This window comes from Microcoleus sp. T2B6 (genome assembly GCF_036700475.1).
Taxonomy (GTDB): Bacteria; Cyanobacteriota; Cyanobacteriia; order Cyanobacteriales; family Microcoleaceae; genus Microcoleus.
This window is the reverse complement of record NZ_JAUBOZ010000001.1, coordinates 1-14922: the sequence shown is the minus strand read 5'-3', so window position 1 is coordinate 14922 and position 14922 is coordinate 1. Positions and strand designations below refer to the sequence as shown.

Sequence of the window (14922 nt, the reverse complement as noted above, 5' to 3'; positions counted from 1 at the left end):
TTGGGTGTGGGAATTAGGGCGAGGGAGAGAAATTGTGAGTACAAATGACAGCAAACCGTCGGTTTTTATTGTTACCGGAATGCACCGTTCCGGTACGTCTTTAACAGCTTCTTTGTTTCAGAAAGTCGGGGTTGATATTGGCAAAAAGTTAGTGGGCCCCGCTGACGGAAATGTGAAAGGTCATTTCGAGAATGTTGATTTTGTGGAGTTTCACAAAAGTGTGTTGCGATCGCACGGTATTGATGAACTCGGATGTACGTTGGAAAAAACGATTCCGGTAGCACCAGAATACGTCGAAATCGCCAAAAGGGCGATCGACCAAAATCAACTTCCTCACAAACATTGGGGTTGGAAAGACCCGCGAACAGCCCTTTTTTGGGATTTTTGGCTGACTTTGCTCCCCGAAGCTAATTTTATCTGTGTTTATCGATCGCCCTGGGAAGTAGTCGATTCCCTTTACCGCCGGGGAACCGATGTCAGCTTGCTGCAAAATCCCGAAAAGGCAGTAAAAATGTGGATTCACTACAATCAAAAAGTTTTAGAACTTTACGAACGTTTCCCCCATCGCTGTCTCCTAGCCAACGTTTACCCCATCGGCAACACTCCTGAACTTTTCCTCCATCAAGTCAACGAAAAATTTAATGTTAACTTAGGTGCGATACCGGGCGACAATTTTGAAGAATCTTTATTAGTCAACGATATTGTCAAAAGTCACAGACCGAGTTTAATAGAAAAATATTTTCCCGAAGCATTAGAACTCTATGAACTTTTGGAAACCCAAGCTGGCAATCTCAGCAGCGAATCGAAAGATGCGATCGATCAAGTTATTAATTTCCCAGCATCTCCAGTCTGGCCATTTGAAGATTGGCTAAAAATCCGCTTGCTGGAAAAACAGCAAAAAACTAGCTCTTCCGAACTCAAACAGTGGCAAGAACAATTTCACCAGGCCCAGGCGAAAGTGTTGGGATTAGAGACAGAATTAGGAGCAACTCAAGTACAGCTTGCAGGCAAAGAATCAAATTTTCAAGAAGCTTTAGCAAAACTCCTCGTATTAGAAACAGAATTAGGACAAACTCAGGTACAGCTTGCAGGCAAAGAATCGCACTTTCAAGAAGCTTTAACAAAAGTCTTAAAATTAGAAGCAGAATTAGGGGAAACTCAGGTACAGCTTGCAGGCAAAGAATCGCAATTTCAAGAAGCGTTAGCGAAACTCCTCGGATTAGAAACAGAATTAGGACAAACTCAGGTACAGCTTGCAGGCAAAGAATCGCAATTTCAAACAGCTTTAGCGAAAGTATTAGAATTAGAAGCCGAATTAGGGCAAACTCAGGTACAATTTGAAGAAACTGAATTTATATTGCAGCAGAAGTTAGCTGAGTTACTTCAGTTAGAAACAGCACAAAGTCAAAATCAGGAAAAATTAAAGGAAACTCAGGAAAAATTAGAACAGTACCGCCAGGAAAATGAAAATTTTCGGGCAGAACTTGCTATAATCAAGTATTCAATATGGTGGCAAGTGAGAGAAAAGTTGTGGGAAGTTCAGCGCAAAATCCGCGACTTGTTCCCTAAATTTATTTTTTCGTTAGATCGACCCACTACTTGGCAAGTTTGTGATTCCAACCTGCTAATTGTGGGCTGGGTTTTCAACCAAAAAAGAGAGACTACAGCAGTCCGCGCCCGAATTAAAGACCAGAGTTTCCCAGGCGTTTACGGCATAGAGAGAAGTGATATAGCGCTAGCACACTCTAATATTCCGGCGGCGCAGAAATCAGGTTTTACAATTCAATTGGAAGCGCCTGCCGGACGGCACGAAGTGCTACTGGAAGCGCAAGACGAGCGAGGTAAATGGCATTTGTTGGCAGCTTATCCGTTGTTAGTTTCAACGATTCAAGCATCGTTAGATGTACCGGTGGTGTGGGAACAGCGTCAGGGTCAAATTTTGTTTGCAGGTTGGTGCTGCCACCACGATCGCAAAATTGCTAAATTAAGCTTATTGTGCGGTGATACTTCTGTAGAATGCGCCTACGGTTTACGGCGAAAAGATGTCGGCGAAGTGTTTCCCGACTGGGTTAACAGTTCGGAAAGCGGTTTTGAGGCCCTTGTGGATTTGCCGCCAGGGGAATGGCACGTTTCTCTGCAAGCTGAGTTAGAAACCGGGGAAATTTTGTCTTTTCAAGCGCCTAAAATATTGACAGTGCGGCGCTACCATATCTGGCAGCGAAGTGCTGATAAGTTTGAGGAGTTATCAAGGTTTACAGCGGCAATTCAGCAGCGGGCGAAGGAAAGAAAACAGCGTCTTGGTAGAATTTGGCCTCTGCCCTGGGAAATTGTGAAAGTGCTGCGCCAGTTGGGGAAGATTTATCGGCAGCAAAAACAGTTTAGTGCGCCTGGGGAATTACTGCCACCTGCGGGTTTTGTGGTGGCTCAACCCATTGATAGGTATGACGCTTGGCTGGAGGTGAATCAGTGGAACGATCGCGCGCGCGATTACTTGATTTCTCGGTTAAAATCCTGCCGGGAACCCCTGCCAAAAATTTCGGTAGTAATGCCAGTTTACAACCCCCAGATAGATTTTTTAGAAAGTGCGATCGACAGCGTAATCAATCAAGTTTATTCAAACTGGGAACTCTGCATTGCCGATGATTGCAGCACCGAATTTACTGTTGCTGAAAATTTGAAAAGCTGGGCCCAAAAGGACGATCGTATCCGCATCACATTTCGTACAGAAAACGGCAACATCAGTGCCGCAACCAACAGCGCCGCCGCCCTCGCAACAGGCGACATCATCCTGTTTTTAGACAACGACGACGAACTAACTCCCGACGCATTAGGCGAAGTCGCCTTATATTTTGCCTCGCATCCAGCCACCGATTTTCTCTATTCCGACGACGACAAAATCGACACTAAAGGTCGCAGATTCGCCCCGCAATTCAAACCGGAATGGTCGCCGGAACTGCTGCTTTCCTATATGTATCTCGGTCATTTGTGCGCCGTGAGAAAACACATTTTTGAACAAATAGGCGGTTTGCGGATCGGTTTTGAAGGCTCGCAAGATTACGATTTTGCCTTGAGAGCCACCGAAATTTCTCGCCACGTCGCGCACCTGCCGCTAGTGCTGTATCACTGGCGAACCGCACCCGGTTCTACAGCCATATCTGGGGCAGCAAAACCCGCCAGTTTTGCCGCAGGTCAAAAAGCCATTCAAGACGCACTAAACCGCCGAAAAATTAACGGCAATGTCGCTCAGCACGCATGGGCGATTAAAGAAAATCTGGGCATATTTGCCCAGGATTTCCCGGATAACGGCCCATCAGTAACGGTAATTATTCCTACTAAAAATCAGCTAAAATTGCTGAAAGCCTGTCTGGATTCTCTAGAAACTACAACCTACAAAAATTATCAAGTTGCCGTTATCGACAACGAAAGCGACGACCCTAAAACTCTGGAATACTTAAAGGAATTAAATTGCCAAGTTTTGCATATAAAAAATCCTGGGGGCAAGTTTAGTTTTGCAGCAATTAACAATCGCGCTGTCGAACAAGTTGATAGCGAATATGTTTTGTTTTTGAACAACGATACTGAAGTAATTAACCCCCGCTGGCTGAGTCAAATGGTGGGATATGCTCAAATTCCCGCAGTGGGTGCAGTTGGCGCGCGGCTTTTATATCCAGACGGCAGAATTCAGCACGCGGGCGTAATTCACGGGCTGCATCACGGTTTGGCGGGTCACGCTTTTAAGCTGATGAACAGCGAAAACCGAGGCTATCTTTCTCAAGCGATGGTGACGCGAAATTACTCTGCGGTAACAGCCGCTTGCACGATTACTCCACGTCAATTGTTCTTAGAATTGGGCGGTTTTGATGAGGAGAATTTTGCTGTTGCTTACAATGATGCAGATTACGGATACCGACTGTTAGAACGGGGTTATCGGTGCGTATATTGTCCCGATGCGGAGTTGTTGCACAAAGAGGGAACTTCTAGGGGTTTTACCGACAATCCTCAAGAAGTGGCAGCTTTTCGGCGCAAGTATGCGGGCAAAAATGACAGTTTTTACAGTCCTCACTTGTCTTTAGAAGATGAGTATTTTCATATTCAACCTCGACGGGTTTTTATGAAGGAAGAAGGTTCGGCAACGGATTTTGTAACGGATGTAACGGATGTAACGGATGTAATAGATAAGGAAGAAGTAAAATTTAATGATTCTGGTTTGTTGGTAGCAGAAGCAGAGAATTTGATTCATCCTATCAGAGTTTTGATGTGCAGCAATTCGCTGGATTTTACGGGGGCGCCGCTGCATCAGTACGAAATTGCAGTGCAATTAGCGGCTGAGGGTGTGATTAAGCCGATCGTACTTTGCGTAACAGACGGGCCCCTGCGTCAAGCTTACGAACAGCAGGGAATTGAAGTAATTGTGCGCGACAATCCTCTCGAACACATCTACCAGCGCGATGCTTATGATGAAGCCATCCGCAGTTTTAGCACAGAAATTGCCAGTTTAAAAGTAGATGCAATTTATGCCAATACTTTAGAAAACTTTTTTGTAGTTGATGCCGCGCGGCAAATCGGAATTCCGGCGGTGTGGAACGTGCACGAAAGCGAACCTTGGCAAACTTATTTTAACAGGTTTGGTTCGGAGATTGCGGCGAGAGCTTTAGAGTGTTTTCGCTTTCCTTACAAAGTGATTTTTGTGGCAGATGCAACGCGGGACAGGTATTTGCCTCTCAACAGCCACCACAATTTTACCGTGATTCACAACGGCTTAGATTTGAGCAAACTGGAAAATTCGGAGAACTCTGAATTGGCTAGAAAAACTTTAGGTGTTGCAGCGGAAGATGTGGTGATTTTGCTGCTGGGAACGGTATGCGAACGCAAAGGACAGCAGGATTTAGTTAAGGCACTTTCTCTTTTGCCTGACAAATGGCACAATAAAATTAGGTGTTTTATTGTGGGCGATCGCCCTAGTATTTACAGCAATAAATTAGCCGAGTTGGTGGGGGAATTGCCAGCAGAGTTGCGGCCAAGGGTAACAGTAGTCCCGGAAACTGGGGAGACGGGAAAATATTACAAAGCCGCTGATATTTTTGTTTGCACTTCTCGCGTCGAAAGTTTTCCAAGAGTGATTTTGGAGGCGATGGCCTGCGATTTGCCAATTATTACAACGCCAGTTTTTGGGATTAAAGAACAAGTGCGACCTGGAATTAATGGTTTGTTTTACACGCCCGATCGCCCAGAAGAACTAGCGGCCTCACTGCATAGTTTATTGGAAGATAAATCTTTGCGCCAGCGGTTAGCAGAAAATGCTAAATATGTGTTAGAGTCTTTGAATAGTTTTGCAGAAATGACTCAAGCTTATGGTCAAATTTTTAGAGAAGGTTATTTTACTACTAAAAAGTAATCGTTCAAGATTCAATGGTAAAAAAGTATGGCGTCAAATTTCCAGCATCACGGAAGAGAACACCTCCAATGAATTAACAGCTAAAAATTACTGGGAGACTAACCCAACAGCCGCAATTGGGAAGCAGGGTTACTGGTTGTCTAATCCGATTATCGAAAAAACTATCAACCATCGGCTGTCAGGTGGTAATACTCAAGGTTACTGGCTAACCTGGTTAGTCAAAAAATATTTCAAAAATCGACGGTTCGATCGTCTTTTGTCTATTGGTTGCGGTGTGGGAAATCACGAGATTCTCATGGCTAAATTAGGATTAGCAACTCAAATTGATGCCTTTGACTTTTCCGAAAATTCTTTAGAAATTGCTAGACAAGATGCCGCCGCAGCGGGAGTAGAGATTAATTTTTATCAAGATGACTTTAATTTGTTTGCGGTTGATGATAATAAAAAATACGATGTAGTTTTTTGCTCTGGTTCGCTGCATCACGTCAAAGAACTAGAACGATGTCTATCAATTGTTCAGAAATGTTTAAAACCCGATGGATATTTTATTGTCAATGAATACATAGGAGATTGCTACAATATATATAATCAAGCTCAAGTGGATGTGATTAATCGCATTTACAAATGTTTTCCCGACACGCTAAGGTCGGGAACAACTGAAAAATTTTCTAGTCCAAGTATTGAGAAAGTATTGGCGAGAGACCCTTCAGAAGCAGTCCGGTCAAAGCTGATACTTCCGTTTTTAGAATTCTACTTTGATGTGGAAGTCTTGAATCTAGCCGGTGGGGGGTTACTTCACGAACTTTACCCTTTTTTAGATCACGCTCGACTTTCAGACGGAGAACCAAAGAGTGAAACGATCGTCAGGTTATTGCTGGAGATTGAACAAATCTTAATGGATCAGCCGGGAGGACTATCAAGCGACTTTTGTTTGTGTATTCTGAGACAGAAAAAAAAACAATGGAAATAATACCGCCTAAAGTAGATTATGAAACGGCGTGGGACAGTTACGCCCAACAGTGGCAAAAAAGTAATACCGAACTTGCCCATATTGGCGACGAATGGATAGGGAAAGCGGCCGGTGCCGCTAACTCCCTAGCAGAATATGAATCCTTGATAGAACAGCAATTTATTGCACCGTACATCAAAAAAGAACATAGGGTTTTAGAAATTGGTATCGGTGGCGGAAAAACAGGTTCGCTGTTGCTGAAATATTGCGATCGACTAATTTGTGCCGACATTTCCAGTCAAATGCTGCAAGCCGCCCGATCGCGCTTGGGAGACGATCGCGTTTCTTACGTCAAACTCGACGGTTTAACATTAGACGGCATCGCTCCAGGTTCAGCCGATGTCTGCTTTTGTTACGATACAATGGTACACGTAGAGCCAGTAGATATATTCAACTACCTGACTCGAATTCCCAAACTGCTGCGGGGCGATCGAATTTGCGTCTTTCACCACGGGAATATTCTCAGCGAATTAGGGTGGCAAAAATTCGCCAGCGAGTGGGACAAAAACCTGCTGGGACGCAGAGACGGCACTGCATTTTCAGTTATGACTGATACAATTATGGAAAAATTTCTCCATCATTTAAACTATGAAATTATCCTGAAAAATACATCTTCAGTACCGCGAGATTGTGTCTGGATCTGCAAAGCACCAACCCCCAATCAATAAAACCAAAGCTTTTTAGCCGCCTCAAAATATTTTATTCCAACTAACAACAGACAACAGTCAATCGATTTTAGATTTTAGATTTTAGATTTTAGATTGTTATCAGTCAACAGTCAACAGTCAACAGTCAACAGTCAATCGATTTTAGATTTTAGATTGTTATCAGTCAACAGACAACAGTCAACAGTCAACAGTCAACAGTCAACAGTCAACAGTCAACAGACAATGAAAGCATTATTTCTCCATCCCAACTTCCCCGCCCAATACCGCCACATTATCACGGCTTTAGGCGCAGATCCCAAAAATCAAATTGTTTTCGGCACTAAAAACGAGCGCCCAGAGTGGAACATTCCCGGCGTGCGGAAAGCAGCATTTACCCCCAGCCGGGAACCCCACGCGCAGACTCACCAATACGTCCGCCCTTTAGAAAGTGCCGTCATCTACGGACAAGCCGTATTTAGAATGGCAGAACAACTCAAAGCAGACGGTTTCGTACCCGATATTATCTGCGGACATTCCGGTTGGGGGCCGACATTATTTGTCAAAGAAGCTTTTCCAAATACACCGCTTTTGTGCTATTTCGAGTGGTTTTATCATGCTATTGGTTCCGACGCAGATTTCGACCCAGCGGAACCTTTAACAGTTGACGATATGGCCAGAATTAGAATCAAAAATGCGCCGATTTTGATCGATTTATACTCTTGCGATTGGGGTTTATCACCAACTTATTGGCAGCGATCGCAATTTCCGCCCGAATTACAACAAAAATTATCCACACTCCACGACGGCGTAGATACCGATTACTTCAAACCCGACCCCGGTGCTAAACTAATTTTGCCTAACTTAGACTTGTCTGGCGTTGATGAAATTGTCACCTACGTATCGCGGGGAATGGAACCTTACCGGGGTTTTCCCGAATTCATTGAGTCGATCGCCTATGTACAAGAACGCCGCCCCAACTGTCACGTCGTAATCGTTGGTTCAGAAAGAGTTTGTTATGGGCGTTCTTTACCCAACGGCGAGTCTTACAAAGACTATATGCTCAAAAAAGTACCCCTAGATTTGTCGCGAGTTCACTTTGTCGGGCCCCTACCTTACGGACTGTATCTAAAAGTAATTCAAGCATCTGACGTACACGTTTATTTGACCAGACCTTTTGTACTATCTTGGTCGATGATTGAATCTCTATCAACCGGATGTTTAGTAATCGGTTCCGACACAGGGCCAGTCAGAGAAGTTATCCGCGACGGAGAAAACGGTTTGCTAGTCGATTACTTCTCACCAAAACAAGTAGCCGATCGCATTGATGAAGTTTTAGACCATCCTACCCGCATGGCCGACATTCGCATCAAAGCCCGTCAAACCGCCCTAGAACGCTACAGTTTAGCTAAAATGCTGCCGCAACATCTACAACTGATCGAGCAAGTAGCAAATCGTTCCATGCCGCCTACAGTTGGTATGGAACCAGAACGCGAATTAGCAGCATCTTTTGCAGTGAGAATTTAGCAATAAAGGGTAGTCCTGCATAGTCAGGACTACGCCAATTTTAACAGGAAAAAGTGGCTGTACTTGCTTGAAAGTACCGATTTTTGTTACTATTGTTAAAACCCAACTAAATTCCCATGAAATCAACTACTAGGGCGCTGAAAGAATGGAATGTAGCAGTTAATGCTTTGGAACAAGGTCAAACCATTGTGCTGTTGCGGAAGGGGGGAATTCGCGAGCAAGCAGGACAGTTCAATGTCACTGACAAACAGGTTTTGCTGTATCCAACTTTTGAACACCAACAGCCGGATTTATTAAAGCCGGAGTTTGCACATCAAGTCAAGACTGTCGAATCTGGTTGGCATCCTGAAGTTATTAGAATTGGTAGTTGGGCGGAGATTACTGATGTTTTTTTGGTAGCTTGGGAACCGGCAATTACTGCGCTATTTCCGTACCATATTTGGAATGAAAATTTTGTCAGCGATCGCCTGAAATGGAAACAAACTCAGCCAATTTATATTTTATTGCTGCGGGCTTATCGCCTTGCAGAAATCCGCGAAATTCCCTACATTTCTGAATACGGCGGTTGCCGTTCTTGGATCGATTTGGCCGATGCTATTTCCCTGGAGGGAAGCCAAGCTGTTTTGAGCGATCGAGAGTACATTGAACGCTCAAATGAAATCCGCAATCTGATAGCAAATCCTGCGAATGCTTCTGGTTCGCAGAGAGTGACAACGCTGACGGAAGGTAGTCAGGATTTTAGTCCTCATTAATAGTTTTTAAGGTACTTTTCGAGAGGCGCGCTTCTACGAAACCCAGCCCAAAATCCGCAGCTAAGGCCATTAAAGCGGCCGGAATTGCCCCAGCCAAAAGTAGCTGATTGTTAACGGTAGCAACGCCCCGGAAAATAAACACCCCCAAGCCACCCGCGCCAATTGCAGCGGCGATTGTAGCGAGTCCGATCGCAATTACCGCAGCAACTCGCACGCCCGCCAGAATCACGCCCAGCGCCAGGGGAATTTCCACTTGCCATAACAGTTGCATATCAGTCATTCCCATGCCTCTTCCCGCTTCCGTAATCGCTGGATCGACGCCGACAATACCAGTATAAGTATTGCGGATAATTGGCAGTAAAGAATACAGAGTGAGGGCGATAATTGCCGTGCGATCGCCTATTCCACCCAATACCGGCACCGGGATTAGCAAGCCAAACAAAGCTAAACTGGGAATTGTTTGCATAATATTAGCAAATCCCAAAATTGGCTTTTTCAATTTTGGTTTTCTCGTAGCTAAAATCCCCAGGGGAATCCCCACAATAATAGCGATAAAAATTGCAACAGTTACTAAATATAAGTGTTCACTGGCGCGCCGAATTATCTCCGCACCATACCGATTTAAAAATTCTATCATTTGGTAATTGGCAATTGTGGTATAATTAAAAATTTCGTAGGGGCGGGTTCACCAATATCTTTAATTCCCAACCATCAGCTTCAAAAACCCGCCCCGCCCATACCCATAAACCAATGATGCGATCGCACATCATATTATTACCCCGTCCCGGGTAATTGCAAACATTCAAGAAATGCCTGAGCTTCTGAATGCTGAGATTTCATAAAATCATCGGGCGATCCCAATTCAACCAACCGTCCGTCTTGCATCAAACCAATTCTAGAAGCTAACAAAAAAGCTTCTTGAATGCCGTGAGTCACAAAAATCACAGTTTTGCCAAGTTGCTGCTGCAATTGACCGAATTCCCGCTGTAATTCCAGACGAGTAATCGGGTCTAAAGCACCAAACGGTTCGTCCATTAACAATATCGGAGGGTCAGCCGCCAGTGCTCTAGCGACGCCTACCCGCTGCCGCTGTCCGCCGGATAACTGATGGGGATAGCGTTTGGCGAAGTGCTGGGGGTCGAGGTTGACTAATTCTAACAGTTGGCGGACGCGAGATTGAATACGATCGCCCTCCCAACCTTCCAATTTCGGCACTAAACCGACGTTTTGCTCAACGGTAAAATGGGGAAACAAACCAATTTCTTGAATCACATAACCAATTTTTCGGCGCAGTTGAATTGGGTTCCACTGAGTTGTCGGTTTTCCCATGACAAGAACTTCGCCGCTGCTGGGCCTTAGTAAATTGTTAATCAATTTCATGGTAGTAGTTTTGCCACTTCCGCTGCGTCCCAGCAATACTAAAACTTCTCCTTGTAGCACTTTGAAATTGAGTTTGTCTACTAAATGCCTGCGGTTGAGGCGATATGTCACGTCGAGGCATTCGACAGCAACTTCATTATTGAGAGGCATGATTAGTTCCGGTGATTTGGGTTTTCAGGAATTTTAGAACTTACAGACAAGGGGCTAGAAACCCGGTTTTTTTCTGAGATAATTTGCTGCTTAACCCAAGATTTGTCAGATAAACCTGGTTTATGAGCGTAAGTCCTAAAATTCAAATCAGCGAGCATCGGGGGACAATTCCCAATTCTAAAATCTAAAATCTAAAATCGACTTGATTTTGCCATTCTAGCAGTAAGGCTCGACATTGGAGGCAAGTTAATTTTTTTAGCAAGTCGCGAATTCCGTCTGGGGTTACAGGATATGCAGCACCGATCAGTTCGGGGCTTACTGTTGCTGTAGGGAGCAATTCTGCAACAAAACCGTAGAGTTTTTGATTGGAGAAGGAACTGTTTATTGCCCAGCCAATGGTGTTGATCGGTTCGATGCGGGCGATCGCACTTTCTGTCACGCCTAGTTCCCTCTTAATTATAGCTGGCACGGCTGCTGCTGGCGTGGCTTCTGCTGGTACGCGACCGCCAGGAAAATCGAGGGTTGCTTCTGCCACGCCGGGGCGATACATCGGTGTGGGAAACAGCAATTTGTCAGCTTGAATTGTCAAGATTACAACTGAATCTGCTCTTTCTACTCGCCAATATTCTACTGTTTTTCCTTCGGTTGTTTCGAGATGTTCGGCGATTAGTTTTACCCAAGGAGAATTGATTTCTACAAAGCGGTCTAGAGTTTTCCACTGGGATTTTGCAGTTTGGTTCATGTCGGAATTTTTGAAATAAATTAGATATTTTTTGCTATGGTAGCCGATCGTTGCCGAGCTGAACAATAGCCGATCGACCTTTTCAGCTTTGAGCCAGTTTTTTCCTCTCGATTGTAAATTTTTGCTACAACCTTACACATTCGCCTAGATAATTCCGTAACATAGACTACATAATCAAAATTTATCTGCGCCTTCGCTCTGGGTTGTTTCAACCGCGCCCTGGTGCAGACTCTTAGCTAGACAGGAGTAATTATGCAACTGCAAACAGATATTCGTACTTGGCAATCCCAACCAACCCCCGGAAGCTTCGCCAGTGTCCGCGACTGGGAAAGATTTGGCTGCGCCGTACCTGCACCAAAATTGACTCCTTCTATGTGGGTTAAATTGTTCAATCCGCCAACCGCATTCAGCTTTGACGAAGCGTGGCTGTTGTGTGAATCTTCGGAAGAACAGTGGCTAGCTTGGATTCCTGATTATGGCGAAATTTTACTGAGTACACATGAATTTTGCGCTCCTAAATCGTGAATTACGCAGACCAACTTTCATAAACCAGGTGTTAAAATCCATATCCCTCGCGTTCCACGGGATTTTTTGGAAACAAGCTGGTTTCTGCGTAATTATCTCGTTTGCAGTGAGGAATGCAAGTCCTTAAACTTTGATAAGGACTTGCATTCCTCACTACAAACCTCTGATATAGCAATCCTAAATCATTTGCATAATTATTGTAGGGGCAATCCCCCCGTGGTTGCCCGATAGATAGGGGGTAGGCACGGGGAGTAGGGGTAGCACTACCCCTACAAATGTATCTGAATCATTTAGGATTGCTATAGCAATCCTAAATGAGTCGTAAACTTTTTACCCCACCCCAACCCTCCCCTTACTAAGGGGAGGGAGTAAGAAATTCACAAATGATTTAGGATTGCTATATATGATGTCGTTTCCGCCGATATCATAGAAGTCCTAATAGATATTAATTGAAATTTCGCCAACAAAAAGAGCAATAGGTTTTCTATTGCTCTTTTTGTTCAAAAACACTCTCTAGTTTTTATCTTTAAGATAGCGGAAGTTATATCAACTGACCTCGATTGACCCCAATATCGCTGCGGTGACGGGTTTACTGTATCGATGCTTGCATGGGAGATATTGGTGAACCCGCCCTTACAGCAATTACGGTCAATTTAGCGCCTGTGATATTGCTGGCTTATTTGCAAACTGCACGGTTATTTGCGTTTCTGACAATCGTGCCTACTCTACCATTAATCTGAATCGGGTTCTTAGTGCTGGCTCGAATCAAGAGTGGTTGTTTGGCCAGACATTCTCTGATTGATGCTGCCCAGGAGGTGAGAGCTCCGGTGTATTCTGTACGACCCGCTGGGGCGCGAAACTGATCGGTAATTAGGAAATCCGAGGTAATGCTAGTGTCAGTACCAACATTGGTAATAATTGGAAAGTCAAATGCTCTGGGCAAGGTTCTGTCTTGGATTCTGCCCGGTACCAATTGGTAATTCTTCGAGCCACCCTTGTAGTCAATACCTGCTTGAGGGCTGGTGGGAGGGCTGGTTTGAGCCAATGCGGGAACAGGCAAGCTTGCTACCAAAACGGTGCAGGCACTCCAAAATAATTTCGATTTCATTCGATTCATCTCCTCAACTTTATGACGATTAGCACTAATTTAGGTATGCTCAAAAGACACTAGCTTTTATTGAGAAAGCGCCTCATGATATTGAGCTTTTGAGTTTGAGTTCAACTTACCTAATTTATTACCAAACATCTTCAAAAATGTTAAAACTGGTTGGCCTGACAAACTGTAGAAGAGTTTCAGTTGAGTTAGATATTTACACATCTGAAGTTGTTACAGCATTGGGGAGTCGGTTTTACCAGAATGATTCATTTTTGAGCGATGTCATTGGAACTTTATCAAATTTTGTCTCAGATATCAAGTTTTGCCGATCGCGTATCCTGTTTTAACACTGGGAAAGCGGCTCGATCGAGGTTTGAGTGTTGCGCGCTATACCAGGGCGAGAAAGATGCTACAGTGCATCGATGGCCGTTTGAGTATTTTCAGGCGACAATAGACAGAGAAGGGGCTTGAAAATAGGTGATTTTAGTGGAAGATAGTAAATTTATCGACGTATCGGACATTATGGGTGTTCCCGCGGCTCCGGCGGGTTACAAATCGGGCTTTGTGGGTATTATCGGACGCCCGAATGTCGGAAAATCAACGCTGATGAATCAGTTGGTGGGGCAGAAAATTGCTATTACTTCGCCGGTGTCTCAGACGACACGTAACAGGCTGCGGGGCATCCTAACGACACCGGAAGCACAAATTATTTTTGTAGATACTCCCGGAATTCACAAGCCGCATCACCAATTGGGCAAGGTTTTGGTGCAGAATGCCCGCACCGCGATTCAGTCGGTGGATGTGGTGCTGTTTGTGGTGGATGGTTCGGTGGAATCGGGAGGGGGCGATCGATATATTATCGAAATTCTCAGCAATTGCAAAGTTCCGGTGATTTTGGGGATGAATAAGTTGGACGAACAACCGGAGGATTCCGTGTTGATCGATCGAACTTACGAGCAAATAGTCAATCCTGAGTGGCCTGTAGTGAAATTTTCCGCTCTCACGGGCGAGGGTGTCGAGCCGCTGCAACAATTGTTAATCGAACATTTGGAGGTTGGGCCTTATTATTATCCGCCAGATTTGGTGACTGACCAGCCGGAACGCTTTATTATGGGTGAATTGATTCGGGAACAGATTTTGCTGCTGACGCGGGAAGAAGTACCGCATTCCGTAGCAATCGCGATCGACATAGTTCAAGAAGAAGCAAAAATTACTAGGATTCTGGCGACGATTCACGTCGAACGGGACTCCCAAAAAGGTATTTTAATCGGTAAAAGCGGCAGTATGCTTAAGTCGATCGGCAGTGCGGCGCGAGAACAGATTCAAAAGTTAATTGAAGGTAAAGTGTATTTGGAGTTATTTGTCAAGGTGCAGCCGAAGTGGCGGCAGTCGCGTACTCGTTTGGCGGAATTGGGCTATCGCGTGGAAGAGTGAAACTTTGGCAGTTGGCAGTTGGGGTTCTTCCGTTCTTTAGACCTCTTGCAAAAAATCCTTTTCATCAATTGATAGGACGGGCAAGAGGCCCATCCCACAAGAAAAAATAAATCTTGTGGGATGGGCATCTTGCCCGTCCTAATTATTTTTGTAAGAGGTCTTTTGAATCAAGAATCGAGCACGACTTTCGCTCATAGGATCGCGAATTAAATAACTTACAATTTTAATTGTTATTGTGGGATGGGCGTCCCGCCCGTCCTTTTTGGAC

Annotated in this window: 11 protein-coding genes; 7 read left to right on the top strand and 4 right to left on the bottom strand. The window is 44.6% G+C overall.

The genetic code is table 11. From position 1 onward, the window contains the following. The first annotated feature begins 34 nt into the window (after positions 1 to 34). The 5 genes from QUA00_RS00055 (at position 35) to QUA00_RS00035 (ending at position 9327) form a co-directional block, all read left to right on the top strand. A complete protein-coding gene (locus QUA00_RS00055; RefSeq protein ID WP_333408302.1) occupies positions 35 to 5395 on the top strand; it encodes a glycosyltransferase in 5361 nt (1786 codons plus the stop codon). Then, a complete protein-coding gene (locus QUA00_RS00050; protein WP_333408301.1) occupies positions 5352 to 6365 on the top strand; it encodes a class I SAM-dependent methyltransferase in 1014 nt (337 codons plus the stop codon). The genes QUA00_RS00055 and QUA00_RS00050 overlap by 44 nt, the downstream gene beginning before the upstream one ends. After that, the gene (locus QUA00_RS00045) at positions 6356 to 7072 is read left to right on the top strand and encodes a class I SAM-dependent methyltransferase (RefSeq protein ID WP_333141155.1); all 717 of its coding nucleotides are present in this window, start codon (positions 6356 to 6358) and stop codon (positions 7070 to 7072) included. The genes QUA00_RS00050 and QUA00_RS00045 overlap by 10 nt, the downstream gene beginning before the upstream one ends. Positions 7073 to 7294: 222 nt before the next feature. Continuing rightward, complete coding sequence (locus QUA00_RS00040; protein ID WP_333101594.1) at positions 7295 to 8575, top strand: glycosyltransferase family 4 protein; 1281 nt, start codon at positions 7295 to 7297, stop codon at positions 8573 to 8575. A 116-nt stretch (positions 8576 to 8691) separates the two neighbouring features. Beyond that, entirely contained in the window at positions 8692 to 9327 is a 636-nt protein-coding gene (locus QUA00_RS00035; RefSeq protein WP_333408300.1) for a DUF1802 family protein, read from the top strand. On the opposite strand, the gene QUA00_RS00030 is transcribed toward QUA00_RS00035, so the two are convergent. The 3 genes from QUA00_RS00030 to QUA00_RS00020 form a co-directional block, all read right to left on the bottom strand. Beyond that, a complete protein-coding gene (locus tag QUA00_RS00030) occupies positions 9314 to 9964 on the bottom strand; it encodes an ABC transporter permease (RefSeq protein WP_333408299.1) in 651 nt (216 codons plus the stop codon). The two genes, QUA00_RS00035 and QUA00_RS00030, sit on opposite strands and share 14 nt — an antisense overlap. A 137-nt stretch (positions 9965 to 10101) precedes the next feature. After that, complete coding sequence (locus QUA00_RS00025; RefSeq protein ID WP_333408298.1) at positions 10102 to 10857, bottom strand: ATP-binding cassette domain-containing protein; 756 nt, start codon at positions 10855 to 10857, stop codon at positions 10102 to 10104. A 184-nt stretch (positions 10858 to 11041) separates the two neighbouring features. After that, positions 11042 to 11599: an NUDIX hydrolase gene (locus QUA00_RS00020; protein WP_333408297.1), complete on the bottom strand. Its 558-nt coding sequence runs from the start codon at positions 11597 to 11599 to the stop codon at positions 11042 to 11044. Between the two features lie 252 nt (positions 11600 to 11851). On the opposite strand from QUA00_RS00020, the gene QUA00_RS00015 reads away from it, so the two are divergent. Further along, positions 11852 to 12124: a hypothetical protein gene (locus tag QUA00_RS00015; protein ID WP_333290507.1), complete on the top strand. Its 273-nt coding sequence runs from the start codon at positions 11852 to 11854 to the stop codon at positions 12122 to 12124. Between the two features lie 676 nt (positions 12125 to 12800). Here QUA00_RS00015 and QUA00_RS00010 read toward each other — a convergent pair. Next, entirely contained in the window at positions 12801 to 13232 is a 432-nt protein-coding gene (locus QUA00_RS00010; RefSeq protein WP_333145306.1) for a hypothetical protein, read from the bottom strand. Positions 13233 to 13742: 510 nt separating this feature from the next. Between QUA00_RS00010 and era the strand changes: the two genes are divergently transcribed. Further along, positions 13743 to 14654, top strand: coding sequence for a GTPase Era (gene era / locus QUA00_RS00005; protein WP_293354472.1), 912 nt, complete (start codon positions 13743 to 13745; stop codon positions 14652 to 14654). The last annotated feature ends 268 nt before the right edge of the window (positions 14655 to 14922 follow it).